The following is a 23766-nucleotide window of genomic DNA, read 5'->3' as shown; positions in this document are numbered from 1 at the left end:
GAGCCTCTGCTGTTGGAAGGATGGCAGGACATGGCAGATCCGTTGCTACCGGATCTTGGGGCGCTGATGGATGCAGCCTGGCCTGCCGCCGAACGGAAGGAATCCGGCGGCTGGGTGCTCCGCGCCGCCGCCGGCGTGACGCAGCGCGCCAACTCGGTGTGGCCCCGCGAGCCTGGTGCAGACGCGCACCAACAGCTCGCCGCACTGCGGTCGGCACGGCTCTGGTACCGGGGCCGCCGGCTGCCGCTGATCTTCCAGATCGTCGATGGCCCACGCCATGCCGCGTTGAATGCACTCCTCGACCGGGAGGGCTTCACCCGACAGTCCGAAACTCTGGTCCTGGTCCGGGACGCTGGCGGGGATTCGTCGGAGCCCGCTGCCGGCGTCGAACCCGTACCCGCTGCCGGCGTCGAAATCTCCGCCGCTGAAATCAGCACAGCGCCCTCCGCCGAATGGCTGCGGCTCTGGTGGAGCGTAGATGGTCGCGGCGATGAGGCGGCGATGGCCGTCGCCCGGGAAATTCTGGTGGGCTGCCCCTCGCTGTACGCGCTCGTGCGGGACGACGACGGCGACGCTGCCGCCGTCGGACGTCTGGCAGTTCCTCCCGGCGGCACGGGCGGGCTCTATTGCCTGGCGACCCGGCCGGATGCCCGGCGGCAGGGCCACGCGTCCCGTCTCCTGCAGTCCCTGCTGCTCGAAGGATCCCTGCGCGGTTTGAGTGGCTACTGGCTGCTGGTGACGGCGTCCAATCCGGGCGCCCGCGGGCTGTACGCACGCGCCGGATTCCGCGAAGCCGGCCGCTACCTTTACCGGCAGGAACGGCCGAAGCGGCACCTGACCGGCTGCTGAAAAGGCGCCGTCAGTTTGCCCCGGTGTCTGCCGCTTCCCGGGATTCCAGGTGCCGAAGGAGCCGGGCGGTGATGGCAAACGCCAGCAGGAACGAGACAAGAGCATATGCCGTGCCCGCTGCAAGGATGGCCACCGGGTCAGCGCCCCTCCAGAGCAAGGCCCCGGCTGTCAGCAGGACCGACGCCGAGCAGGCACCCCAGGCTGCCGCCCGGGTTTGCTCCTTGACGGACGGGAATGGCGCGTTCCAGGCCTGCACGAACAAGGCCACAGCGGACCCTGCTGCGGGGGCCAAAGACATCATGGCACCGACCGGCAGGCCGGCCAGGAACGGGAAGATCCCGAACCCTCCGGGTCCCATCCTGAGCTCCGGCCGCACAGCCGACTGGACCGCCGAGATCACGCTCAGGACAGCGCCCGCACCCGCGCCGGTCACCGCGCCGGCAAGGATGGCCAGCAGGAAGAGCGGGACCAGCAACGATCCGAGTTTTTGTCCCGCTGTTTTCGGCATGGCCCCACCCTATCGGCCCCGTCACCCGGGTCCCCGGAACTGGCCGGCGGGACTATGCCTCCATGGCTGCCTCCAGGGCTGTCGCCATGGCTGGCCGGTGAGCGAGAAGTACTGCCTGGGGCGCCTTCTCGAGGGCACCGGGCCGGCGTGTCATTTGAGCGATCACGTCGAAACCGGCGACTGTCAGGTAATCGGTGATGACCTCTGGCGTGAAGAGGTGTGCTTCCATCGACACGTCGTGCCCATAGGCGCGCGAGAGGTGGCGACGTCCCTCGCCGACCTGGAAGCCGAGCATTGCATAGCCCCCGGGTGCCAGGACACGGAAGAACTCAGCGAATATCCGGGGCAGGTCCTTGGGGCGTGAATGGATGATCGAGTACCAGGCGAACACGCCACCCAGCTGCCTGTCCGCGTAGGGAAGATCCGACAGTTCGGCGACCTCAAAGCTGAGCTCAGGATAGGTGCGCCGGGCCACGGCAATCATTCCTGCGGACAAGTCAATCCCTGAAATGTCGAGTCCCAGGGACGACAGCAACCAGGTCATGCGGCCCGAACCGCAGCCGGCATCGACCGCTGACCGGATATTTCCCGCGTTCACGTACGCGGCGAACGCTTCAATCATGCCCCGGTCCGCCGGCGCCTCGAAGCCCGCATCAGGCAGCAACCTCGCGTAGCTCTCGGCGACCGTGTCGTACCCTGACCGGACAGTGGCAAGACGATCATCAGCACTCATCTGGAAAGGCTACCGGGCTGCTCCGGCGCCGTAGTTGTCAGGATCGGCACGCGTTGACCGAGCCGAGCAGCGGCCCGGCCAGCCACTTCTCCGCGTCCTGCTGCGAAACCAGCCGGACAACGATGAGGTGCGGGTAGTCATGGATGAGGCGGGGTACTGCGGCGGTGTACTTTCGCCTGATCCGAATGGCCCAGCGCAGGATGTGATCACGATCGGTGAAGACTGTCCAAAGCGGTGCTTCGCGGTTGCCGTTCCACAGCTCTTCGCGTCTCCACCGCCGTCGGATGGTTCGTCGGAGGAGGCGGGGAAAAGTGACGCGTACAAAGGGAAGGTCGAGCCAGACCAACAAGTCTGCGCTCTCCGCGAGCAGCGGTCGCGCGGCGTCATACTGCCATTCGGTGGTCCACGAGTCGGCCTTGACGAGTGAGCGCACGTCAGCGAGAAACTCCGGTCGGGGCGTCCAGCCCGGTCCATGGAAGATCGCATCGATTTCTGTGTGCGAACCTCCTGCTATGGCGGCGATTCGTCCGGCGAGCATTGTCTTTCCCACTCCCGATACCCCTGCCACGAGCACGCGCTTCGGGGGATGTGGAAGCGGGTCTTTATGGGAAAGCATGTGTAGAGCTTAGACAGAAGAGTCCTGGTCGCTGGTCCACGGTCCGTGCGTCAGCTCCTGCGAGCCGCGGACCATGCCACAGGCGCGAACCGACGCGAACGGGCGGGGCGGCCCCTGTTTGGGCCAGCGGTTCGCCAGAGATGACCGGTATGCGGGGGGCACCGGGCTCCGTGGCTCATGTATGACGCTCCTGCCCAGTTAGTTCCACGCGCGCCGGCCGGCACCCGCGGAACTCCGCGGTTCCCTGGGGCTGAAACGGGCTCCGGGGACCAGTAACGGGGCAGGAACGTCGGCACCCGGGAGTAAGGGGTTGCCGTCGCGGAAGAGGCTGGCCCCCCTGCCCAGCGCGACCCTGGCCAGAAGCGCCGGAGCCTTTTCCGGTGACGGGTTGCCCCTGGTCGCGTCAACTATGAAGCTTCGATGCACCCGTCCGGATTCCAGACTGCCTGCGCTGATACTTTGTCGCGATCGCGGCGGTACATGGCGGAGTGGTCGAGGAAATCCGTCCGTCCGGTAGCGGCAGCGCGATAGTCCGTGAAGTCAGCAAGTTCGTCCAGCCTGACCGCCAGGGTCTTGAAGACGTCCCGGTGGTCAAAGGGGAGGCCGTAGGCCGTGATCAGGGCATCAAGGCGGGCAACTCGATCACTCACGCCGGGGGCAGTAGCGCCGCCATTTTCTCCCAACGGCACCAGACGATATGCCAGGTAGGCGAAGTCCCAGATCCTTGGGCCCGGTGAGGCTGTATCGACGTCGATGAGCGCCGCCAGCCGCCCGTCCCGGAACACCATGTTGTACGGCGCGGTGTCGTTGTGGCATACGACCTCCGGCGGTTGATGGGTGGGTATTTGCCACTCCAGATCTGCCAGGGCAAGTCCTACGCCGGCGTCGTGGATACGTCGCAGCAAGGCCCCGGCGTCGTGCAGGATGGACGGTTCCCACACCCAGTCCGGCAGCGGATAGTGCGCGGCGTCACCGGGTATGAACGTGAGGACTTCACGGCCGTGAGCGTCCATACCGAGAACTTCCGGCACTTCGGTGATACCCGCGGCCCGGAGGGTATCGAGGAACGTATGCACGGCGGGCGTCCACGGCCCGGAACTCCGCCGCACTGTCTGGCCCAACCTGGTCACGAGGGTCGAATTGCCGCCGGCAAGGGTCTCTTCGTCATCCATCCGTCCAATCTATCCCTGCCCGGTGGCCCGACGCACAAGCACCGACAGGGGGTCAGGCGCGCGGCGCACCACGCCCGCGCGTGCTACCAGGGCGCCACGACTATCTGGACGTCGTCTTCATACAGAACGATCCCCGGATCATCAGAGCGCAGCATCCGGTACTCGACCCCGTAGCGCCGCAGGAGGTCTTCGTAGAAGTGCAGGTCGGCGGGCAAATTCGTTGCCGTGTTCTTGAACCACGATTGCGCAGTGGGGTTGATCGCACGATCGTAAACCGATGCATCAACGGTCATCGGGTCCAGGTACGCGGCATCAGCCCGATCGTTGGCACGCCGCCACGCGGTCCAATCCGGTGGGCCTAGCCGGCCGCTGTTCGCCAGACCATTCGCGAGGGCGAAGATGCCGGGGAAGAGGCCACGACGGTTGGGGGATACTGCCTGATAACGGACGTGCTTGGGCTGCTCGCATTGTTCCACGACGCCAAGCGTTCCACGGGGAGACCTCGTGCGAAAGCCGGCCGCAGCGCCGGGCCGCAGACGCCGGCCTCTGCCTCGGGATTTCCGGCGCCACGTTTTCCGGCGCCGGCGGACACCTCACCCGGACCACAGGTCATCCAGCAGCGATTGCACGTGCGCGGGCCGCTCGATGTTGGCGAAGTGGCCGCAATGCGGGATGGATACCAGCCGGGCGTGCGGCACGATCTCTGCCAACCGGACCAGGTCAGACGGAGGCGTGAACACATCCCTGTCCCCGCGGGTCGCCAGCACCGGACAGCGGATGCCGCGCCACTGGCGAAAATCGTAGTGCGCCGCGGCCCGGGCAGCAGCGCAGAAGCTGGCCGGCCGGGCGTCATCGCCGAGCCCGCGGATCACGCCCGCGGGAATGACTGCGGGGTCTGCGAAGAATGGGGACATCAGCGCTCCCATCACCGGTGTTGCGCCGACTGAACGGACCAGTGCGGACCCCGCCGGGCCGAGGGCCGCCATGGACCGCATAAGCAGCAGCATGCCGGCAAACGCCGGGAGCCTGGACAGGTTGCGCAGCGGCCTCCGCGCAACCTCGGACATTCCGAATGTGGTGGCCGATATGGCGGCGACGCTGACGGTCTGCTCCGGCCACGCCGCGGCAATGTGCAGTGCCAGGAAACCGCCCATGGAGTGGCCCACCAGGTTCCAGCGGCGGTAGCCAAGCGAGTTCAGTACCCCAATGACTGCGCGTGCCATCTCCTCGATACTGAAGTGTTCCGGCCGGGCGCCCTCCGTGGATTCACCCCAGCCCGGCAGATCAATCAGCACCCGGGCATGGGCCGGCGTCCCGGAAAGCAACGGGCCGAACGATGTCCAGGATCCCGCGGCGCCGTGAAGATAGACATCCGGTGTGCCCGACGCCGGGTTCCGGCCTCCGGCGCCCCGCTGCACCCGCACCGTGCAGGGACCCAGCTCCGTGCGAAGGACGTGCCGCCGCAACGTTACCGCTGCCGTGGGGGCGCTATTCTGCTGAACACTCATGGCCGCCTGCTCTCCTGCTCTTGGTCTCAGGAAATGATTCGGAGCCGCAGGACTACCGGACCGGAACGGAAGATTTCTCTCCGAAACCCGGGACGACATCGGGCGGTGCAACCAGGCAGCGGCTGTCGTTCCGGAACCCGAGCCGTGGCAGGGCCGGGGGGCCACAGGCCGGATGCCGTGCGTGCAAGAATGGGCGCATGCCCGTCCCCAACTACCCGATCAGACGGCTGGCTGAGGATCCCGCACATACGCTGGACCGCCGACGGTGGCCGGCAGTCCTGCCGCCCGTCGCCCAAGTCCTTGACCGCGGGCTCGATCTGACGCCGGCCACTGTCCTGGTCGGCGAAAAAGGATCAGGAAAATCGACGCTCGTAGAGGCCATCGCCTTGGCCTACGGTGTCTCCCGAAGGCGGGTCGACCGGCGCGCAGCACACCACCAGATCCACGGAATCCGTACTCGCCGAGCACTTGCAGCTTGTCCGCAACGCTGGTGCCACCCGGCGGGGCTACTTTCACAGGTGGTTATGTCAACGCACTCACCCGTCCTCGCAGCCCTGCCCGGCGCGCAAATTCTGGAAGTTGGCCCCTGGGGCCTGCGGTCCCGGCTGTGGGCAGATCTGGATCTGGTCACGCACTGGCGGTCGTTCCTGGACTCGCCCGAGAGGTACCTGCGACACATCTAGCGGCAATATTCGATAGCTCGTTCGGGCATGTCCCCGGGCCCGGCGCTGCCGGGCGTCCGGCGTACTTACGCCGGCGGGTCGGTCACCACGATCCGCACCGCGCACAAATCCGCGGCGGCCTTCTTCAGGACCGCCGCGCGCGGATCCGGGACGTCCAGGAACGCCAGCCTCGGCCGTGCGGCGTACTGCTTCAGCACTGGCTCGGCGAGGACCTCCCCGGCAAGGGTCCGGTCACCGCCCGGTGCGACGTACTCGATCCGGTGGTCCGCGAAAATCCGGGCGGCATGCTCCGCCACGGCCTCGACGAGGGCGTCGGCCTGGTTGGCGCGACGCCGGGCGAAGCGCTGCTGCGACCAGCCGCCGGCCGCCGTCCGGGACTGGACATGGCGCGTTCCGGTCTTGGAGGCGAGCACCGCGCCGCCGCTGACCACGGCCACCGAGTACCCGCCGCGGCGGACCAGGACGGCGCCGATGCTCCGCTGCTGGGACGCGAGGGACGCCAGCCGGGCTATGGCGTCGCCGCCGCGGCCGGGACGGCCGTCCACGGGCCACGGCGCCTGGAGCAGGGCCACGGCCCCGTCGGCGGCGAGCAGCTGCAGGCCGCCGTCGAGCTCTTCTTCGCCCAGCTCGCCGTGGCTCGCGGCGAAGCGCTCCAGCCAGCCGGGCAGCCGGGTGCCGGAGACGAACGCCACACGGGTCTCGGGGCTTGCCATGGGTGTGGGTCTCCGTTGTGAGGGTGAGGGTGAGAGTGAAGGTGTCGGGGTCAAAGGGTGTCCGGGCGGGAAGGAACTAGAAGTAGCCTATCTATGTGGATGATCTCTTTGGCGCAGGGCAGGATATCGCCGGCGGAAACGACGACGACGACGCCAGCGGCGCAGGCGCCGGCGCCTCAGCCGCGGGCCGGCCCGCCGGCCATCGGGCGTCGCCGCGCAGCCCGCTTGCCGTCCGGATGCGGCCGCGCACACTCGATGATGTGGTGGGCCAGCAGCACCTGCTGGGTCATGGGTCGCCGCTGCGGCAGCTCGCCGCCGGGACGGACGCCACGGGCCCCGCGGGCCCCAGCTCGCTGATCCTCTGGGGACCGCCCGGCACCGGCAAGACCACGCTCGCGCACGTCATCGCCAAGGGCCCGGGCCGGAAGTTCGTGGAGCTTTCCGCCATCACCGCCGGCGTCAAGGACGTCCGCCGCGTTATGGAGGAAGCCCTGACGGCCAGGGATCTCTTCAAGACCACCACCGTGCTGTTCCTCGATGAGATCCACCGCTTCAACAAGGCCCAGCAGGACGCCCTGCTGCCCGGTGTGGAGAACCGCTGGGTGGTGCTGGTGGCGGCGACCACCGAAAACCCGTCCTTCTCCGTGGTCTCCCCGCTGCTCTCACGGTCCCTGCTGCTGACCCTCAAACCCCTCACCGACGGCGACGTCGAGGGCCTGCTCCTGCGGGCCGCGTCGGACGTCCGCGGGCTCGGCGGCCAGGTGGAACTCGACGCCGAGGCCCTGGCGCACCTGGTCCGGCTCTCCGGCGGGGACGCCCGCAGGGCGCTGACCGCGCTCGAGGCGGCCGCCGGCGTCGCGTTCGGTGATGCGGGCGATGCGGGCGACTCCGACGACGCCGACGGCATCGCCGGTGCGGCCGGGGCCGGCATGTCAGAGCCAGCACCGGTGAGGATCGAACTGAAGCACACCGAGCGGGCACTCGACGTCGCCTCGGTCCGCTACGACCGGGCCGGTGACCAGCACTACGACGTCGCCAGTGCTTTTATCAAGTCCATCCGCGGGTCCGACGTCGACGCTGCCCTGCACTACCTGGCCCGGATGCTCGAGGCGGGGGAGGACCCGAAGTTTGTGGCCCGGCGCATCGTCATCTCCGCGGCCGAGGACGTGGGGATGGCCGATCCCACGGCGCTGCAGACAGCCGTCGCCGCTGCGCAGGCCGTGCAGCTGATCGGCATGCCGGAAGGCCGCATCATCCTGGCCGAGGCCGTAGTCCATCTCGCCACCGCGCCGAAGTCCAACGCGGCATACCTGGGCATCAACCAGGCGATCGCCGACGTCCGGGCCGGGCGCGGCAACGGTATCCCCGCGCACCTGCGCGACGCCCACTACCCGGGGTCCAAGCAGCTCGGCCACGGTCAGGGCTACAAATACGCCCACGACGCCCCGCACTCGGTGGCCACGCAGCAGTACCCGCCGGATGACCTGGTAGGCCGCAACTATTACGAGCCGACAGCCAACGGAGCCGAGCGGGACATCTCCACGCGGCTGGAGCGGCTGCGCAGGATCATCCGGGGCAAGTGAGCTTCTGGTAGGCTTGTTCGTTGTCTGGCAAGGCACGGACGCACAATCCACCGGTTCTCAGCAGTTCACGCTGTTCTGAGTTTATTCCGGTGGGCTGGCGCCCGGTGCCCAGTAGCAAAAGGCAGCGGTTGGCCGATGCTCTCCATGATGGAGGCCAGTAACACTGACACACCGCAGATATTGGAAGGACACAAGTGGCTAACAACACTCGTGCTCGCCGTACCGCACGCCTTTCGCGTGCACTCGGCATCGCTCTGACCCCCAAGGCCGCCAAGTACATGGAGCGCCGCCCGTACGGCCCCGGTGAGCATGGCCGTGCCCGCAAGAAGCAGGACTCCGACTATGCCGTACGTCTGCGCGAAAAGCAGCGTCTGCGCGCCCAGTACGGCATCCGCGAAGCCCAGATGACGCGTGCCTTCGAAGAAGCACGCCGCACCAAGGGCCTGACCGGTGAGAACCTGATCGAACTGCTCGAAATGCGTCTTGACGCCCTCGTGCTGCGTGCAGGCTTCGCCCGCACCATCGCCCAGGCCCGCCAGCTGGTTGTGCACCGCCACATCCTGGTTGACGGCATCCGCGTTGACCGCCCGTCGTTCCGCGTCGCCGCGGGCCAGCTGGTCCACGTCCACAGCCGCAGCGAGCCCATGCCCCCGTTCCAGGTTGCAGCAGCCGGCGCCCACCGCGACGTCCTGCCGATGGTTCCGGCGTACCTGGACGTCAAGCTTGACGCCCTGCAGGCCCGCCTGGTGCGCCGCCCCAAGCGCTCCGAGGTCCCCGTGACCTGCGAAGAGCAGCTTGTTGTGGAATTCTACGCACGCTAGATCCAACGCAACACCTGACAAAGAAGCCCGTGGCACGCGCCGCGGGCTTCTTTGTATGTAAGGTATTTGGGGGAGTTCTGCGGTTGCCGGCTGGATCAGCCGGTGGAAGCCGCAGCAAGACGACGTAACAAGGAGATGAAGACTATGTCTGGTGGCGATATTGCCGGCCTGCTCGCGGCCGGGGTGTTTGCACTGCTGGTCCTGCTGCTCGCCGTGCCGATTCTGAAGCTCGGGGGAGTGTTTGACGAAGTACGGACATCCATCCGTTCGATCAGTGACGGCGCCACCCCGCTGATGGACGAAGTCACCGCCACCGTCTCCACCACCAATCAGCAGCTGAAGAAGGTGGACGGGATCGCGAACAACGTCTCGGACGCCTCAGCCAACATCTCGGCGCTGTCCTCGCTCGTGGCCGCCACCGTTGGCTCGCCGCTGATCAAGGTGGCCGCCTTCAGCTACGGCGTGCGCTCCGCCTTCACCGCCCGCAAAAAGCCCGCCACCGGCCGCCGCAGCCGCTAAGCCCAGCTGGAGAACCTGACTATGAACAGAATCATCTGGATGGGCATCGGCGTCGCCATCGGCGTCATCGCTTTCCGCAAGATCACCGAGACCCGGTCCAACCTGGGCCCGGAGGGGCTGAACCGGGCCGTGGGACGGCTGGCCGACGGCTTTTACGACTTCGCCGACGCCGTTCGCGAAGGCATGCAGGAGCGCGAAACCGAACTTCGCAGTGCCTTGGGTATTGACGCTGGCGCAGATATTGCCGTCGGCGCCCGGGATGCAGTCCGGCGCTAGCCGGGGGAGAATTAATACGGTCGGCACCCGGAGAACGGGCAGCCGGCACGGCCGACGGCCGGGATCAGACTGTTCCGCGGACTACGCGCGTGGACCACGACCGCAATGAATAGTGAAGGGTACGTAATCAGCTCATGAAGTCGCAGGAGATCACCAAGCGCTGGATCGACTTTTTTGTCAGCAAGGGCCACACGGCGGTCCCCTCCGCCTCCCTGGTCTCCAGCGACCCTTCCCTGCTGTTCACGGTGGCCGGTATGGTCCCGTTCATCCCTTACCTGACCGCGCGTGAGGAAGCCCCCTTCAAGCGGGCCACCAGCGTGCAGAAGTGCATCCGGACCGGCGACATCGAGGAAGTCGGAAAGACGGCGAGGCACGGCACCTTCTTCCAGATGTGTGGGAATTTCTCCTTCGGCGACTACTTCAAGGAAGACGCCATCAGGTTCGCCTGGGAACTGCTCACCAGCAGCGTTGACGACGGCGGATACGGCCTTCCGCCCGAACAGTTGTGGGTCACCGTCTACGAGGAGGACGACGAGGCCGAGCAGCTCTGGCTGAAGAACACCGGCATGCCGGCCGGGCGGATCCAGCGGATGGGCAAGGCGGACAACTACTGGTCCACCGGCCAGCCGGGTCCGGCCGGACCCTGCTCCGAGATCTACTACGACCGCGGACCGTCCTACGGCGTCGAGGGCGGCCCGATCGCGGACGAGAACCGCTACGTCGAAATCTGGAACCTTGTGTTCATGCAGTACCAGATCGACAACGTCCGCTCAAAGGTGGACTTTGACATCACCGGCGAACTGCCGAAGAAGAACATCGATACCGGCCTCGGCATGGAACGCCTGGCCATGATCCTGCAGGGCGTCGAGAACATGTACGAGACGGACCAGGTCCGCCCCGTGATCGACCGGGCCGCAGCACTGTCCGGCCGGGAATACACCTCCGCCGAGTCCGCCGCGGACCCGCATCACACCGACGACGTCCGGATGCGCGTCGTCGCCGACCACATCCGCTCCTCGCTCATGCTGATCGCCGACGGCGTCACCCCGTCCAACGAAGGCCGCGGCTACGTGCTGCGCCGGCTTATCCGCCGCGCCGTGCGCTCCATGCGCCTGCTCGGCGTCGAAAAGGCCTGCCTGCCGGAGCTGCTGCCGGCATCACGCGACGCCATGAAAGGCGTCTACCCGATCGTCGAGACGGACTTCGACCGGATCAGCCGGATTGCCTACGCCGAAGAGAAGGCGTTCCTGCGCACCATCGCCTCGGGCACGGCCCGCCTCGAGGACGCCGTCAAGGAATCCCAGGCCGCCGGGCACCCGCTCTCCGGCGCCGACGCCTTCGCCCTGCACGACACGTACGGCTTCCCGATCGACCTTACGCTCGAAATGGCGGATGAGGCCGGGCTGAAGGTGGACGAACCCGAGTTCCGCAAGCTCATGCTGGAACAGCGCCAGCGCGCCCAGTCCGATGCCAAGGGCAAGAAAGGCGCCCACGCCGACCTCAGCGCCTTCCAGGAGCTGCTCACCGCCGGCGAGACCGTCTTCACCGGCTACACCGAACTCAGCGGCGAGTCCAGGGTCCGCGGCATCCTGGCCGGCGGAAGGAAGGTTGCCCAGGCCTCCACGGGCGAGGAAATCGAACTCGTCCTGGCCGAGACGCCGTTCTACGCCGAAGCCGGCGGCCAGGCGGCCGACACCGGGCTGATTACCGGCGACGGCTTCGTCGTCGAGGTCCTGGACGTCCAGCGCCCCATCAAGGGCCTGAGCGTGCACAAGGCAATCGTCCGCGAAGGCGAAATCGGTGCCGACTCGCAAGTTCAGGCAGCAGTGGACCGGGAACGCCGCCACGCCGCCGAGCAGGCGCACACCGGCACCCACATCGTGCACGCGGCCCTGCACCAGATCCTCGGCCCGGAGGCGCTGCAGCGCGGCTCCTTCAACAAGGCCGGCTACCTGCGCTTCGACTTCGCCTGGGGCGAAGGCCTCAGCGCCGCCACCCGGTCCGAGATCGAGGAAGTCTCCAACATCGCCATCCGGAACAACTATCCGGTGCAAACCAAAGTCATGGGGCTCGCGGAGGCCAAGGCCCTCGGCGCCATGGCGCTCTTCGGCGAGAACTACGGCAACGAGGTCCGCGTCGTGGAGATCGACGGCGCCTGGTCCCGTGAACTCTGCGGCGGCACCCACGTCGGGAATACCGCGCTGATCGGCAGCCTGTCCCTGCTGGGAGACCAGTCCGTGGGTTCAGGAAACCGCCGCGTCGAGGCCTTCGTGGGCATGGAGGCCTTCCGGCACCTTGCCGCCGAACGGGCCCTCGTCACTGAGCTCACCGAGCTGCTCAAGGTCCCGTCCGGGCTCCTCGCGGAGCGGATCGCCAGCACCCTCAGCAAGCTCAAGACGGCCGAGAAGGAGCTCGACCGGCTCCGCAAGGAGCAGCTCACGGCCGCCGCCGGCCGGCTCGCCGGAACTGCCCAGGACGCCGCCGGCGTCAAGGTCATCGCTCACGACGCCGGCCAGGTCAACGGCGCGGATGAGCTGCGCGGCCTGGCCCTGGACCTGCGGACCCGGCTCGGCTCCGAGCCCGCCGCCGTCGCGGTGACCGGCGTCAGCAACGACCGCCCGGTTATTCTGATCGCCGTCAACGACGCTGCCCGCGCGGCCGGCGTCAAAGCAGGCGCACTCGTGCGCCTGGCAGCCGGAATCCTCGGCGGCGGCGGCGGCGGCAAAGACGACGTCGCGCAGGGCGGCGGCACCGACACTTCAAAGGTGGGCGCGGCACTCACCGCCGTCGTCGATTCCATTGCCAAGCGCTAGACATGACTGAAGCTGCAGTGCCCGGCGACTACCCCCAGGGTGTCAAGCTTGGGGTCGACGTCGGCACGGTCCGGGTAGGCGTCGCGGTCTGCGACCGCGACGGTATCTTGGCGACCCCCCTGCGGACCCTGGATCGGAACACAAAGAAGAATACCGATGTGCGGATCCTCGCGGCCCTGGCCGTTGAGCTCAATGCGGTGGAGATCTTCGTGGGCCTTCCGCGGACGATGAAGGGCGAGGAGCATGCGTCCGCCCGGATGGCCACGGAGTACGCAAAGCTACTGGCCGGTAGACTGAGGGAGGGCGGTTCCGGGATGCCGGTACGGCTCGTGGACGAGCGGCTGAGCACGGTCACGGCGCACCGCAACCTGCACGAGGCTGGCATGAGCAGCCGGAATCACCGTAAAGTAGTTGATCAGGTTGCGGCCGCAGGTATCCTGCAACATGCGATCGATATGCAAAAGGCCAGGGGGACGGAGGTCGGAAGCCGCGTGTACGCGGAGTCCGCGCCGGGGCCAACCGGAGACGGCGCTCAGGCCGCTCCGGAAGTCAACATGCAATCTGCACACCGCGAACTGCACAAAATGGAAGGCTACAGTGAGCCCGGCCAACAATGACGACTCCTCTGGTGAAGCTTTCGGCACCGGTCTACCGCTGACGCGCAAAGAGACCAGGGCCCGCGAGAAGTTTTTCTCGCCGCAGGACCAGGACGCCATCCCGCCGCAGGCTTTCGAGACCGGCGAGGACGCCCCGGCGCCGCCCCCCGCCGTGCCGGCCGCTGCCCCGGAGCGTCCCGCAGCGGAACCCACAGTCCACGACGAGCCAGTCCACGATGAGCCCGTGCACCCCAAGCCCGTCCACGATGAGCCCGTGCACCCCGAGCCCGTCCACGATGAGCCTGTGCACCCCGAGCCCGTCCACGATGAGCCTGTCCACGATGTTGCCGGCGGCTCGCGTGAAGAATCCTTGCTCCACCCGGCCGACGCCGAGTTGCAGCACGGCTACGAACTCCACCACGAGGATGCTCTCCACCCGGACGACGCCGATGGGCAGCACCCGGACGAACCCCACGAGGAAGCCGGGCACGACCTGATGGCCGGAGCCTCCTCTGTCCGCACGCCCAAACGCCCGTCCAAGAAGGTCCGTCGTCGCCGCCGTTTCCTGGCGCTCTTCCTGACCCTGGCTGTTTTCGTCGTCGCGATCGTCGTCGGTGCGCAGTTCCTGAAGCCACTGCTCGGCGGTGACACACCGGCCGACTATCCTGGCCCCGGCACCGGCGAGGTGACAATTTCCGTCCCGGCTGGTGCCGGTCCCAGGTCCGTGGCCAGCCAGCTCCAGGAGAAGAAGGTCATCGCGAACGCGGACACCTTCCTCAGGGACTTTGCCGCCTCCGGCGGAGCCCTGAGCCCCGGCGACTTCATCATGCGCAACGAGATGAATAATTCGGACGCGGTGGACGTGCTGCTGAACAAGGATAAGGGCAAGGTTATGTACTTCGCCCTCAGCGCCGGACTCAGGGTCGGCGAATCCCTGCAGGCCATCGCCGAGGGTACCGGACTTCCGGCGTCGGAACTCAAGACCCTCGCCGATTCCCCCGCGCAGTTCGGCGTACCGGCCAAGTCGAAGAACCTCGAGGGCTTCCTCGCCCCGGGTGAATACCGGTTCCCGCTCGGCACCCCGGCCAAGGACATCCTCCAGAAGCTGGTCACCACCACATTGGACGAGCTCAAGTCCCAGGGCGTCACTGATCCGGCCAGGCAGTACGACGTCGTCACGATCGCCAGCATCGTCCAGGCCGAAGGCGGCCAGGCTGAATACGGCGATGTGGCCGGCGCTATCTACAACCGGCTCAAGGCCAACAACACCGAGACCAACGGACTGATCCAGTCCGATGCCACGGTGACCTATGGCCTGGGTATCCGGAGCTTCAACATCGATGAAGCGCAGAAGGCCGACAAGTCCAACCCCTACAACACCTATGCCAACACCGGCCTGCCGGCGGGACCCATCGGATCGCCCGGCAAGACGGCTATTGATTCCGCCGCCAAGCCCAAGACCAACGATTTCCTGTACTGGGTGACCATCAACCTGGACACCAAGGAGACGAAGTTCTCCAAGACCCTCGCGGAGCACAACACGCACGTTGACAAGTACAACTCCTGGTGCGAGGCCAATCCCGGACGCTGCGTGTGACGCTGCGGGCCGCCGTCCTTGGGCATCCGATCGGCCATTCGAAGTCCCCGGCCCTGCACCGGTCTGCCTACGCCTACCTCGGGGTGGCGATGGACTACTCGGCGATCGATGTGACCGAGGCGGACCTGCCGTCCCTGATGGTCCGGATCCGGGAAGCGGTGGGCCAGGGCGACAGCTGGCGGGGGCTGTCCGTCACCATGCCGCTGAAAACCGCGATGGTGGCGGAGGTGGACGAGGTCCGCGGCGTGGGCCGCGCTCTCGGCGTCATTAACACCGTCGCCTTTGAGCCCGATGATTCCGGACGAGGCCCTTCCGGTGCCAACAGCGGCACCACCCGACTCGTCGGGTACAACACCGACGTCGCCGGCATCGTCAACGCGCTGCGGCACGCGCGGGCGGCGTCCGCTCCCGTCGCCGTCATCCTCGGCGGCGGCGGGACCGCTGCCGCCGCCATCGCGGCCCTCACGGAACTCGGAGCCCTGTCGGCGGAGGTCTACGTGCGGGATATCGGCCGAGCGGCAGAGGCGCGCGCCGCCGCCGCCGCCGTCGGACTTCCCATAACAGTGCTTCCGATCGCCGGTGCGGCGGCCGCCGTGGCCGCGGCCGACGTCGTTATCTCCACCCTGCCGCCCCGCGCCGCGGACGCCCTGGCGGCGGACCTGGCGCAGGAATTTGAGCGGGACCTCACGCAGCATGTGACGGGGGAGGATATGCCGGCCGCCGCGCGGACGCACCCCGGAGTCCTGCTGGACGTTGCCTACGATCCCTGGCCCAGCCGGATTGCCTCCGTGTGGCAGGATGCGGGCGGAACCGTCGTTCCCGGCCTCGAGATGCTGATCTACCAGGCTGTGGAACAAGTCCGTCACTTCACCCGGCTCGGCGACGCCGTGCCGGCCGGGGTCATAGATGTGATGTGTGACGCAGTGGGGGCACCCCGGCGGGTGTTCTGAGCGCCTTACATGGCAGGATGGATTTTATGTTGCGTTGGTTGACTGCCGGAGAATCCCATGGTCCGGCACTGGTCGGAATTATTGAAGGCGTGCCCGCCGGTGTTGAACTCACCAGTGCCCGGATCGTCGATGCGCTGGCCCGCCGCCGGCTGGGCTACGGCCGCGGCGCGCGGATGAAATTTGAGCAGGACGCGGTCACTATCCTCGGCGGCGTCCGTCATGGCGTGACCCAGGGCGGCCCCGTCGCCATCCAGATCGGCAACACCGAATGGCCCAAATGGGAGCAGATTATGTCTGCCGACCCCGTGGCCCCGGAGATCCTCGCCGACCTGGCACGCAACGCCCCGCTGACCCGGCCGCGCCCCGGCCATGCCGACTTCACCGGCATGCAGAAGTACGGCTTCGACGAGGCCCGGCCTGTGCTGGAGCGCGCCAGCGCCCGTGAGACCGCCACCCGCGTGGCGCTGGGCGCCGTGGCCGCCGCGTTCCTCGGGCAGCTCGGCATCGAACTTGTCTCGCACACCGTGTCGATTGCCAGCACCGCCGTCCCGGAAGGCCGGCCGCTGCCGGTCCCGGACAATGTCCTGGCCCTCGACGCCGACCCCCTGCGCTGCTTCGACCGCGAAACCTCTGATGCGATGGTGGCCGAGGTGGACACCGCGCACAAAGAGGGTGAGACCCTCGGCGGTGTAGTGGAAGTCCTCGCCTACGGACTGCCGCCGGGACTCGGCAGCTACGTGCACTGGGACCGCCGCCTCGATTCGCGCCTGGCAGGCGCCCTGATGGGTATCCAGGCGATCAAGGGCGTCGAGGTGGGCGACGGGTTCCGCACCGCCTCCCGGCGCGGCTCCGCCGCCCACGATGAGATCGTCAAGGACGAAAACGGAAAGATCATCCGCACGTCCAACCGTGCCGGCGGTATAGAAGGCGGCATGAGTATCGGCGACGTACTGCGCGTCCGTGCAGCCATGAAGCCGATCGCCACGGTCCCGCGGGCGCTCAAGACCGTCGACGTCAGCACCGGGGAAGCCGCCAGGGCCCACCACCAGCGCTCCGACGTCTGCGCGGTGCCGGCCGCCGGCGTCGTCGCCGAGGCCATGGTGGCACTGGTCCTCGCCGAAGCGGTCACGGAAAAATTCGGCGGCGATTCGGTGCAGGAAACCGCCCGAAACCTCAAGGGTTATCTGGACAACATTCCGGCGTCCCTGGACTCGATCGGGCTGTAGTGCCGGCAGTGAACACAGTGCACAGGCCCACTGCCCTGATCGGGCCGATGGCGGCCGGCAAATCAGCCATCGGACAGCAGCTCGCGCTGCGGCTGGGGGCGGCCTTCGTGGACACCGACGCCGTGATTGTTGCCGCCCACGGGACCATAGCCGAGATTTTCACCGGCCGCGGCGAAATCGCTTTCCGTGAGCTGGAGGCGCGGGCAGTGGCACGGGCGATCGAGCACGGCCAGGGCACCAACACGGTCATCTCCCTTGGCGGCGGCGCCGTGCTGGACTCCGGCACGCAGCAGCTGCTGGCGCTGTGCACAGTGGTGTATCTCGAATGCGACGCGAGCACCGTGGCGGAACGCATCGCCAGGAATTCAGCCCGGCCGCTCCTGGCCGGGGATGCCATGGCACGCTGGAAGATACTGTTCGCCACCCGGCGGCCGGTCTACGAACGGCTCGCCGACCTGGTAGTCGATGTCCGGGTCGGAACCGTCCCGGACATCGCCCGCCGGCTGGAAGATGCGCTGCGGGAGCTGGCCGCCCGGAAGATGCCAGGCGGCCCCCATAACAGCGGCGACCACAACAGCGGCGACTAAGGAAGCTAATACGTGACTACCGAATCAACCGTCATCCCCGTCACCGGGCAGACACCCGGCGAGAAGTACGACGTCGTGGTGGGCCGCGGCCTGCTGTCCAGCCTCCCGGGCCTGCTGGGGGAGCGCGTCAAGCGGGTCCTGGTGATCCACCCGCGGGCGCTCCGGCTGACCGGCGACACTGTTCGGGAGGAGCTCGCCTCGGCCGGCTTCACGGCGCTGACCGCCGAAATCCCCGACGCCGAGGAAGGCAAGCACATAGAGGTGGCGTCTTTCTGCTGGCAGGTACTGGGCCAGAACGACTTCACCCGCTCCGATGCCGTCGTCGCCGTCGGCGGCGGGGCCGTGACCGACCTCGGCGGTTTCGTGGCGGCCACCTGGCTGCGCGGCGTCAAGGTCATCCACATGCCAACCAGCCTGCTCGGCATGGTTGACGCGGCCGTCGGCGGCAAGACCGGCATCAACACCGCGGAAGGCAAAAACCTCGTCGGAGCCTTCCACCCGCCGGCGGGTGTCCTCGCGGACCTCGACACCCTCGACACGCTGCCGAAGAACGAGATCATCTCCGGCATGGCCGAGGTCATCAAATGCGGCTTCATCGCCGATCCGGCCATCCTCGAACTGATCGAAAAGGACCCGGCCGCCGTCGCCGACCCCCGCTCGGGCACCCTGCGGGAATTGATCGAACGGGCCATCACGGTCAAGGCGCGGGTAGTGTCCGCGGACCTCAAGGAAACCGGCCAGCGCGAGATCCTCAACTACGGCCACACCTTGGGCCACGCGATCGAACTCGCCGAGCGCTACTCCTGGCGCCACGGCGCCGCTGTGTCCGTCGGCATGATGTTCGCCGCCGAACTTGCCCGCAGCGTCGGCCGCCTCAGCGACGCCGACGCGGACCGGCACCGCACCATCCTCGAAAGCCTCGGGCTGCCCCTCACCTACCGGCGGGACCGCTGGCAGGCCCTGCTGGACGGCATGCGGAGAGACAAGAAATCCCGCGGCGACCTGCTGCGCTTTGTTGTGCTCGACGGCATCGGACGCCCCGGCATCCTCGACGTCCCGGACACCTCCCTGCTGTTCGCCGCCTACCAGGAGATCGCCTCCTGATGCCGAACCTCGTAGGCACCAGCGACTGGCCGGACGGCGGATTCCCCGGGATCCGCATCAATCCGGAGAACCTGGTGCCCCAGATCGTCAACCAGGACACCGTCGCCGATGCCCTCGCGGCCTCGACGGATCCGGGAGGCCTGATCTTCGTGCGGCTCGTCGAAGGGCATGCCGCGGAAGCCGCGGAACTCCTCGCCGAAGCCCGCTACAAGGACCCGGATTCGCTGCGGTTGCGAATTTTCGAAGCCGACGTGCTGCGCGTTTCCCACCGGGCGGACCGGGCCGTGGACCTGTTCCGGCAGTTGCTGGCCGAAACCCGGGGCACCGCCGATGAAGCCGCCATCCTCGAGCACCTGGGCCGCTCCCACTTCGCCGGCGGCAACATCGCCGCCGCCGTCGACTCCTTTGCCAAAGCGCTGGACCTGCGTGTGGCCGGTTCCGCCGACGCTGCCATGATCTACGCCGCCACGGTGGAGCTGCAGCGCGCCCGCGAGGTCTTGGATCTTGCCTCCTGAGGATGCTTCCCGGCCCGGCCGGCGGCCCGTCCGGCGGCTGTCCGGCAAGACCGGTAGAATGGCTCTTGGATTTTTGATAAATACGCGCTGGCAGGCCGCCAGGCATGCTTGCCTGGCAAACCGGCTCGCAGCTCGAACCCGTCAGAGAAGAAACCAGAGGATACAGTGGCAACCACTAACGACATCAAGAACGGAACCGTCCTCAAGCTTGAGGGCCAGCTCTGGAACATCATTGAGTTCCAGCATGTGAAGCCCGGCAAGGGCGGCGCCTTCGTGCGCACCAAGATGCGCAACGTGATGTCCGGCAAGGTCGTCGACAAGACCTTCAACGCCGGACTCAAGATCGAGACCGCCACGGTTGACCGCCGCGACTACCAGTACCTGTACCAGGACGGCGTCGACTTCGTATTCATGGACACGTCCGACTTCGACCAGCTGACCGTCTCCGGCGCGACAGTGGGCGACGCCACCAACTTCATGCTCGAGAACCAGATGGTTAACATCGCCATTCACGAAGGCAACCCGCTCTACATCGAGCTGCCCCCGAGCGTCGTACTGGAAATTACATACACTGAGCCGGGCCTGCAGGGCGACCGCTCCTCGGCCGGCACCAAGCCCGCCACACTCGAAACCGGCTACGAGATCCAGGTGCCACTGTTCGTCGAGAACAACACCAAAGTCAAGGTGGACACCCGCGACGGCAGCTACCTCGGCCGGGTCAACGACTAGTGAGTGCACGCGGTAAGGCCCGCAACCGGGCCCTGGATGTTCTCTTCGAGGCGGAGCAGCGCGACGTCTCGGCGTTCGATGTATTGAAGGCCCGCCGCGAGCAGACGGACCAAATCGTCAACCCGTACACGCTTGAAATCGTTGAAGGCGTCGTCTCCCACCGGATTGCGATCGACGAGTTCCTGGAAACCTATTCGCAGGGCTGGACTTTGGAGCGGATGCCCGCGGTGGACCGCACCATCCTGCGGATCGGCACCTGGGAATTGCTCTACAACGATGACGTCCCCGACGGCGTTGCTGTCAGCGAGGCCGTGGCGCTGGCCAAGACACTTTCCACGGACGAGTCGCCGTCGTTCATCAACGGCCTGCTGGGCCGGCTGCAGCAGTTGAAGCCGTCGCTGCTGGCCTGAAGCCCCTTCCAGTGTCCAAGAGCCCCGTTCGGGTGATCCTGAACGGGGCTCTTGCTATGTCCGGGTCCTGTGTCCGGCCGGTCGGCGTACTTAGCGGATGACGGCGGCCCGGAGGACGGCGACGTCGGCCAGCTGGTGCTGTTCGTCGATTTGGTGGGCGCGCACGTCCGGGCCGCTGAGGATCCGCTGCCGGGTGAAGGCGAGCCGGGTGGCGGCATGGAGTAATGCCTTCATCTGCGGGCCCCGGCCGCCGGACCTGGCCCAGCGCAGGGCCGAGCGGCGGCCGGCGCCGGTGGCCAGCAGATCCACCTCGGCCGCGGTGAACCAGCCCGCCGCCGCGTACTCGCGGAGCCGCTGCCGGGTCAGTCTGTTCTCCGCGACCCGCAGCAGCACGATCACCAGCACGGCCAGCAGGAAGATTGGAACCTGGACCAGGACGTACTGCGCCAGAAAGTTCCGGCCCATGCTGTTCCAGCCGCTGTGCAGCAGCATCGCCGGAACCAGTCCGACGCCGAACGCCGCCACTGCCAGCCCCGTGTTCCCGCGCCGCGCGGCGAAGCCCATGATCAGCCCGGTGGTGCCAGTGAAGATGGCGTGGGCGAAGGGCGACATCACCCCGCGGAGGAAGAACACCATGGCCAGCTCCGTGCCAGGGTCGCTGGACTCGGCGATGGCGCGGCCGAAGTAGAGGATGTTCTCGGTGAAGGCGAAGCCGCCCGCGACTGTGAAGGCGAACACCACGCCGTCGACCGGCCCGTCGAAGTGCTTCCTCGCGAACAGCACCAGCAAAAGCAGTCCCAGCGACTTGGCGAATTCCTCCACCACCGGCGCCTGGACCGTGACGGCAAAGGTCTGCGCATCCAGCCCGGAGGCGGGTCCGGCTGCGAGAGAAAAGAACGGCTGGATCAGCATCGTCACAGAAATCGAGACACTGGCTCCCCAGATGAAAGCGAAGAGCAACAGCCGCCGGGGTTCGGGTTCCCAGCGGTCGATGACACGCACAGCGAAGAGGACAGCTCCCAGCGGCAGCAGCGAGGCGACGAATCCTACGACGAAACCCGTGACACCGGTGTTGACCAGGAGGAAGGGGAGGACCAAGAACAGGCTGACGAATCCGAGCACCACCCCGGCTGCCACGAGGCCGACCGCACCGGCGGAGCGCCTGCTTCCGGCGCCCGGAGGGGCAGGGGACAGGGCAGGCGGCAGAGCGGGCGGCAGATCGGCACGCAGCCGGCCCGCGGAGTTCACCGGTGCCGGGCGGTAGTTCTCCTCCGGGATATGCCCCATCCAGCTCGGGTTGGCTTGCTCCGACAGCGGCGCCCGGCGCCCGGACCGAGGATTGTGGCTCGTCATGCACAAGAGCCTATGGGATTCCCCAGGTATCGAGGGCGAGCTGACCCTCGAACTCCTGCAACAGACACGGGTAAACTACTGCTGCAGCGCCGGCCGGCCGGATCATCCAATCAACGAGACATTGACGCCGCAACTTTCGGGTCAGCTACTGCCCGGGGCCGTCAAGAAAAGGAGCCACTCCGGGGTGGTGCCCTCTGGGGGCTCTGGCCAGGTCGGGCGGTCCGTTTCTGCGGCGGCCCAGGGGTGCCCGGCCGTGAATTGTTGCCAGTCGGGGAAAGGGTCCGGGGGCAGTTTCAGGTCCGGGTCCGGGTCAGGAGCTGCGTCTGTGGTCAGGGTGTGGTCGGGCCAGTGGGGTGGTTCCCAGTCTTGGTGTTCGCTGGGGTAGTGCCTGTTTGTGGGTGAGGTCCATCCTGGCGGGCTGTCCTTGCCGGCCCCGGCAGGGGTCCAGGCGGTGTTGTGTTTGAGGCGGTGGTGGCGGGGGCAGGTTTGTCCGAGGTTGGAGATGCCGGTGGTGCCTTCGTCGGCCCAGGCCAGGAGGTGGTCCGCGTCGTTGTCCAGGGAGTGGTTGTTACAGCCCGGGAAGAGGCATCTGCCGTCGCGGAGCCGGAGCCATTGACGCTGGGCTTTGGTGAGGCGGTAGCTGGTCCTCCCGATTTCCAGGGGCGTACCGTCCCGGGGGTCGGTCAGGACCCGGTGGAAGGACTCGGCGCCCTCGGCGATCAGGCGGCGGGCCATGGACGGCGGGATCGGCCCGTACCCGTCCAACATGGCCGGTTCCCCGGTGACGCCCAGGAGGGACAGGACCGGGACGGTGATCAGGACCTGCGCCCGCGGGGACGGTATTCCGCTTTCGTCTGGTCCGCAGGTGACGCCGTTGGTGAGGAGCCAGGTGGCGGTGATGTCGGCGCGGAGCTGGGCGAGGGTCCGGGCCTCGTCAGGGTTTTGGAGGGCGCGGGCGGCGGCGGTGGCCCGGTCCCAGATCCCTGCGGCGGTGCCGGCCGGGAGGTACGCGGAGAGCCAGGCCATGCCGTCCCGGTCCGGGAGGTACTCGACCCGCCGGTCCGCAGCGCTGTTGCTGTGGCGGGTCTCGATGCTGACCGGGTGGTGGCGTTCGCGCCAGGTGCGGGCTTTGGCGCGGAACCGGGACGGCACGAGCTCCCCGGGCGGGGCCCCGCGGGCGGGGTTCGGCGCGCCGGGGTCCAGGAAGTGCGCTTCCAGCCCGGCCGCCCCGGACGCGTCCAGGGTGCTGGTTTCCTCGCAGATGATCCGGGCGTGGGCCCAGGAGATCGCCCCGGCCTGCAACGCTCCCAGGGTCAGCGGCAGCGCCGTCGTCAGGGCCTGGCAGTCGGCCAGGAGCGCCCGGGAGCTTCGTTCGCTGATAGTCAGGACACAGGCGACCTCTGCGGTCAGCGCCATTTCCTGCATGGTGCGTTCCTGCGGGGACGCTCCCGGGGCTACCACGGACAGGGTGGCCTGGACGTAGTCCGCGGCCAGCCGCACCTTCAGCGCCGCGGTCCGGGCCTCCAACCGGGCCACGTCCGCGAGGGCGTCCAGGCAATCATCGGCCAGATCCCGCACCGGATCCCCGTCCCCCAGAGTGTCGGCGCCTAGCACTGAATCGGCGCCGGACGGATCAGCGTCCCGCAGCGCGCCGGCACCGGACGGATCAGGGTGGTCCGCGCCAGCGCCGATGAGAGCAGCCAGCACAGCAGCGGACGCCGCGACCGCCGCCAGGGCCGCCCTGCTCTCCGCACTCCACGCTGCCCTGCTTTCCATACCTCAATTAGATCAGGGAGCACCGACAATTGGAGGTGGTGCTGAGGCGGGGGTCGTCGCCTTCGGTTTCGCGTTGGCCCGGGTACGGCAGGACGCGTCGACCCGGGTACAGCGCGAGTTTTCCGAACC

General features: G+C 67.5%; 24 protein-coding genes and 1 pseudogene. 16 read left to right on the top strand and 9 right to left on the bottom strand.

The genetic code is table 11. The annotated features are described in order from the left end of the window. Window positions 1-30 precede the first annotated feature (30 nt). A complete protein-coding gene (locus RCH07_RS03745) occupies window positions 31-849 on the top strand; it encodes a GNAT family N-acetyltransferase (RefSeq protein WP_326966129.1) in 819 nt (272 codons plus the stop codon). 10 nt (window positions 850-859) lie between these two features. On the opposite strand, the gene RCH07_RS03740 is transcribed toward RCH07_RS03745, so the two are convergent. The 6 genes from RCH07_RS03740 to RCH07_RS03715 all read right to left on the bottom strand — a co-directional run bounded on the left by RCH07_RS03740 (window position 860) and on the right by RCH07_RS03715 (window position 5386). Continuing rightward, entirely contained in the window at window positions 860-1357 is a 498-nt protein-coding gene (locus tag RCH07_RS03740) for a hypothetical protein (protein ID WP_326966128.1), read from the bottom strand. A 52-nt stretch (window positions 1358-1409) separates the two neighbouring features. Further along, on the bottom strand, window positions 1410-2090 hold the full coding sequence (locus RCH07_RS03735; protein WP_326966127.1) for a class I SAM-dependent DNA methyltransferase: 681 nt from the start codon (window positions 2088-2090) through the stop codon (window positions 1410-1412). A gap of 37 nt (window positions 2091-2127) precedes the next feature. Then, the gene (locus tag RCH07_RS03730) at window positions 2128-2706 is read right to left on the bottom strand and encodes an AAA family ATPase (protein ID WP_326966126.1); all 579 of its coding nucleotides are present in this window, start codon (window positions 2704-2706) and stop codon (window positions 2128-2130) included. Between the two features lie 407 nt (window positions 2707-3113). Continuing rightward, entirely contained in the window at window positions 3114-3878 is a 765-nt protein-coding gene (locus RCH07_RS03725; protein ID WP_326966125.1) for a phosphotransferase, read from the bottom strand. A gap of 83 nt (window positions 3879-3961) precedes the next feature. Continuing rightward, window positions 3962-4354: a hypothetical protein gene (locus RCH07_RS03720; RefSeq protein WP_326966124.1), complete on the bottom strand. Its 393-nt coding sequence runs from the start codon at window positions 4352-4354 to the stop codon at window positions 3962-3964. Window positions 4355-4471: 117 nt separating this feature from the next. Further along, a complete protein-coding gene (locus tag RCH07_RS03715) occupies window positions 4472-5386 on the bottom strand; it encodes an alpha/beta fold hydrolase (RefSeq protein ID WP_326966123.1) in 915 nt (304 codons plus the stop codon). A 197-nt stretch (window positions 5387-5583) separates the two neighbouring features. Here RCH07_RS03715 and RCH07_RS03710 point away from each other — a divergent pair. Further along, a pseudogene (locus RCH07_RS03710) lies at window positions 5584-6069 on the top strand (AAA family ATPase). A 65-nt stretch (window positions 6070-6134) separates the two neighbouring features. Here the strand turns inward: RCH07_RS03710 and RCH07_RS03705 are convergent. Continuing rightward, window positions 6135-6782, bottom strand: coding sequence for an acVLRF1 family peptidyl-tRNA hydrolase (locus RCH07_RS03705; protein ID WP_326966122.1), 648 nt, complete (start codon window positions 6780-6782; stop codon window positions 6135-6137). Between the two features lie 95 nt (window positions 6783-6877). On the opposite strand from RCH07_RS03705, the gene RCH07_RS03700 reads away from it, so the two are divergent. The 14 genes from RCH07_RS03700 to nusB all read left to right on the top strand — a co-directional run bounded on the left by RCH07_RS03700 (window position 6878) and on the right by nusB (window position 20508). Continuing rightward, window positions 6878-8365 carry a replication-associated recombination protein A gene (locus tag RCH07_RS03700; RefSeq protein ID WP_326966121.1) on the top strand — a complete coding sequence of 496 codons (1488 nt, stop codon included), beginning with the start codon at window positions 6878-6880 and terminating at the stop codon, window positions 8363-8365. Window positions 8366-8559: 194 nt separating this feature from the next. After that, complete coding sequence (gene rpsD / locus RCH07_RS03695; RefSeq protein ID WP_326966120.1) at window positions 8560-9186, top strand: 30S ribosomal protein S4; 627 nt, start codon at window positions 8560-8562, stop codon at window positions 9184-9186. A 144-nt stretch (window positions 9187-9330) separates the two neighbouring features. Then, window positions 9331-9705: a DUF948 domain-containing protein gene (locus RCH07_RS03690; RefSeq protein ID WP_326966166.1), complete on the top strand. Its 375-nt coding sequence runs from the start codon at window positions 9331-9333 to the stop codon at window positions 9703-9705. 21 nt (window positions 9706-9726) lie between these two features. Continuing rightward, window positions 9727-9981 carry a DUF6167 family protein gene (locus tag RCH07_RS03685; RefSeq protein WP_326966119.1) on the top strand — a complete coding sequence of 85 codons (255 nt, stop codon included), beginning with the start codon at window positions 9727-9729 and terminating at the stop codon, window positions 9979-9981. 134 nt (window positions 9982-10115) lie between these two features. Then, window positions 10116-12794, top strand: coding sequence for an alanine--tRNA ligase (alaS, locus tag RCH07_RS03680; protein ID WP_326966118.1), 2679 nt, complete (start codon window positions 10116-10118; stop codon window positions 12792-12794). A gap of 2 nt (window positions 12795-12796) precedes the next feature. Then, window positions 12797-13411 (top strand): Holliday junction resolvase RuvX, encoded by a 615-nt coding sequence (gene ruvX / locus RCH07_RS03675; protein WP_326966117.1) that lies wholly within the window; start codon window positions 12797-12799, stop codon window positions 13409-13411. After that, a complete protein-coding gene (gene mltG, locus RCH07_RS03670; RefSeq protein WP_326966116.1) occupies window positions 13392-14987 on the top strand; it encodes an endolytic transglycosylase MltG in 1596 nt (531 codons plus the stop codon). Before ruvX ends, mltG begins: the two co-directional genes overlap by 20 nt. Beyond that, complete coding sequence (locus tag RCH07_RS03665; protein WP_326966165.1) at window positions 14984-15937, top strand: shikimate dehydrogenase family protein; 954 nt, start codon at window positions 14984-14986, stop codon at window positions 15935-15937. Before mltG ends, RCH07_RS03665 begins: the two co-directional genes overlap by 4 nt. 26 nt (window positions 15938-15963) lie before the next feature. After that, window positions 15964-17163, top strand: a complete 1200-nt coding sequence (gene aroC, locus RCH07_RS03660; protein WP_326966115.1) for a chorismate synthase — start codon at window positions 15964-15966, stop codon at window positions 17161-17163. Between the two features lie 47 nt (window positions 17164-17210). Continuing rightward, window positions 17211-17750, top strand: a complete 540-nt coding sequence (locus RCH07_RS03655; protein ID WP_326966164.1) for a shikimate kinase — start codon at window positions 17211-17213, stop codon at window positions 17748-17750. A 12-nt stretch (window positions 17751-17762) separates the two neighbouring features. Further along, entirely contained in the window at window positions 17763-18854 is a 1092-nt protein-coding gene (gene aroB / locus RCH07_RS03650; protein WP_326966114.1) for a 3-dehydroquinate synthase, read from the top strand. After that, window positions 18854-19369: a tetratricopeptide repeat protein gene (locus RCH07_RS03645; protein WP_326966113.1), complete on the top strand. Its 516-nt coding sequence runs from the start codon at window positions 18854-18856 to the stop codon at window positions 19367-19369. The genes aroB and RCH07_RS03645 overlap by 1 nt, the downstream gene beginning before the upstream one ends. Window positions 19370-19534: 165 nt before the next feature. Further along, window positions 19535-20098 carry an elongation factor P gene (efp, locus tag RCH07_RS03640; protein ID WP_326966112.1) on the top strand — a complete coding sequence of 188 codons (564 nt, stop codon included), beginning with the start codon at window positions 19535-19537 and terminating at the stop codon, window positions 20096-20098. After that, on the top strand, window positions 20098-20508 hold the full coding sequence (nusB, locus tag RCH07_RS03635) for a transcription antitermination factor NusB (RefSeq protein WP_326966111.1): 411 nt from the start codon (window positions 20098-20100) through the stop codon (window positions 20506-20508). The genes efp and nusB overlap by 1 nt, the downstream gene beginning before the upstream one ends. Window positions 20509-20598: 90 nt before the next feature. On the opposite strand, the gene RCH07_RS03630 is transcribed toward nusB, so the two are convergent. Then, the gene (locus tag RCH07_RS03630) at window positions 20599-21861 is read right to left on the bottom strand and encodes a PrsW family intramembrane metalloprotease (protein ID WP_326966110.1); all 1263 of its coding nucleotides are present in this window, start codon (window positions 21859-21861) and stop codon (window positions 20599-20601) included. A 141-nt stretch (window positions 21862-22002) separates the two neighbouring features. Continuing rightward, window positions 22003-23637: an HNH endonuclease signature motif containing protein gene (locus tag RCH07_RS03625; RefSeq protein ID WP_326966109.1), complete on the bottom strand. Its 1635-nt coding sequence runs from the start codon at window positions 23635-23637 to the stop codon at window positions 22003-22005. Between the last annotated feature and the right edge of the window lie 129 nt (window positions 23638-23766).

Source organism: Arthrobacter sp. CG_A4, from assembly GCF_035985125.1.
Taxonomy (GTDB): domain Bacteria; phylum Actinomycetota; class Actinomycetes; order Actinomycetales; family Micrococcaceae; genus Arthrobacter.
The sequence above is the reverse complement of the archived record's forward strand: the minus strand, read 5'-3'. Positions and strand labels throughout refer to the sequence as shown.

Coding starts and splice junctions, on each gene's coding strand:
- RCH07_RS03745 (WP_326966129.1), top strand. CDS start 31: ATGGCAGATCCGTTGCTACCGGATCTTGGGGCGCTGATGGATGCAGCC.
- RCH07_RS03740 (WP_326966128.1), bottom strand. CDS start 1,357: ATGCCGAAAACAGCGGGACAAAAACTCGGATCGTTGCTGGTCCCGCTC.
- RCH07_RS03735 (WP_326966127.1), bottom strand. CDS start 2,090: ATGAGTGCTGATGATCGTCTTGCCACTGTCCGGTCAGGGTACGACACG.
- RCH07_RS03730 (WP_326966126.1), bottom strand. CDS start 2,706: ATGCTTTCCCATAAAGACCCGCTTCCACATCCCCCGAAGCGCGTGCTC.
- RCH07_RS03725 (WP_326966125.1), bottom strand. CDS start 3,878: ATGGATGACGAAGAGACCCTTGCCGGCGGCAATTCGACCCTCGTGACC.
- RCH07_RS03715 (WP_326966123.1), bottom strand. CDS start 5,386: ATGAGTGTTCAGCAGAATAGCGCCCCCACGGCAGCGGTAACGTTGCGG.
- RCH07_RS03705 (WP_326966122.1), bottom strand. CDS start 6,782: ATGGCAAGCCCCGAGACCCGTGTGGCGTTCGTCTCCGGCACCCGGCTG.
- RCH07_RS03690 (WP_326966166.1), top strand. CDS start 9,331: ATGTCTGGTGGCGATATTGCCGGCCTGCTCGCGGCCGGGGTGTTTGCA.
- RCH07_RS03685 (WP_326966119.1), top strand. CDS start 9,727: ATGAACAGAATCATCTGGATGGGCATCGGCGTCGCCATCGGCGTCATC.
- alaS (WP_326966118.1), top strand. CDS start 10,116: ATGAAGTCGCAGGAGATCACCAAGCGCTGGATCGACTTTTTTGTCAGC.
- ruvX (WP_326966117.1), top strand. CDS start 12,797: ATGACTGAAGCTGCAGTGCCCGGCGACTACCCCCAGGGTGTCAAGCTT.
- aroC (WP_326966115.1), top strand. CDS start 15,964: ATGTTGCGTTGGTTGACTGCCGGAGAATCCCATGGTCCGGCACTGGTC.
- RCH07_RS03655 (WP_326966164.1), top strand. CDS start 17,211: ATGGCGGCCGGCAAATCAGCCATCGGACAGCAGCTCGCGCTGCGGCTG.
- RCH07_RS03645 (WP_326966113.1), top strand. CDS start 18,854: ATGCCGAACCTCGTAGGCACCAGCGACTGGCCGGACGGCGGATTCCCC.
- RCH07_RS03630 (WP_326966110.1), bottom strand. CDS start 21,861: ATGACGAGCCACAATCCTCGGTCCGGGCGCCGGGCGCCGCTGTCGGAG.
- RCH07_RS03625 (WP_326966109.1), bottom strand. CDS start 23,637: ATGGAAAGCAGGGCAGCGTGGAGTGCGGAGAGCAGGGCGGCCCTGGCG.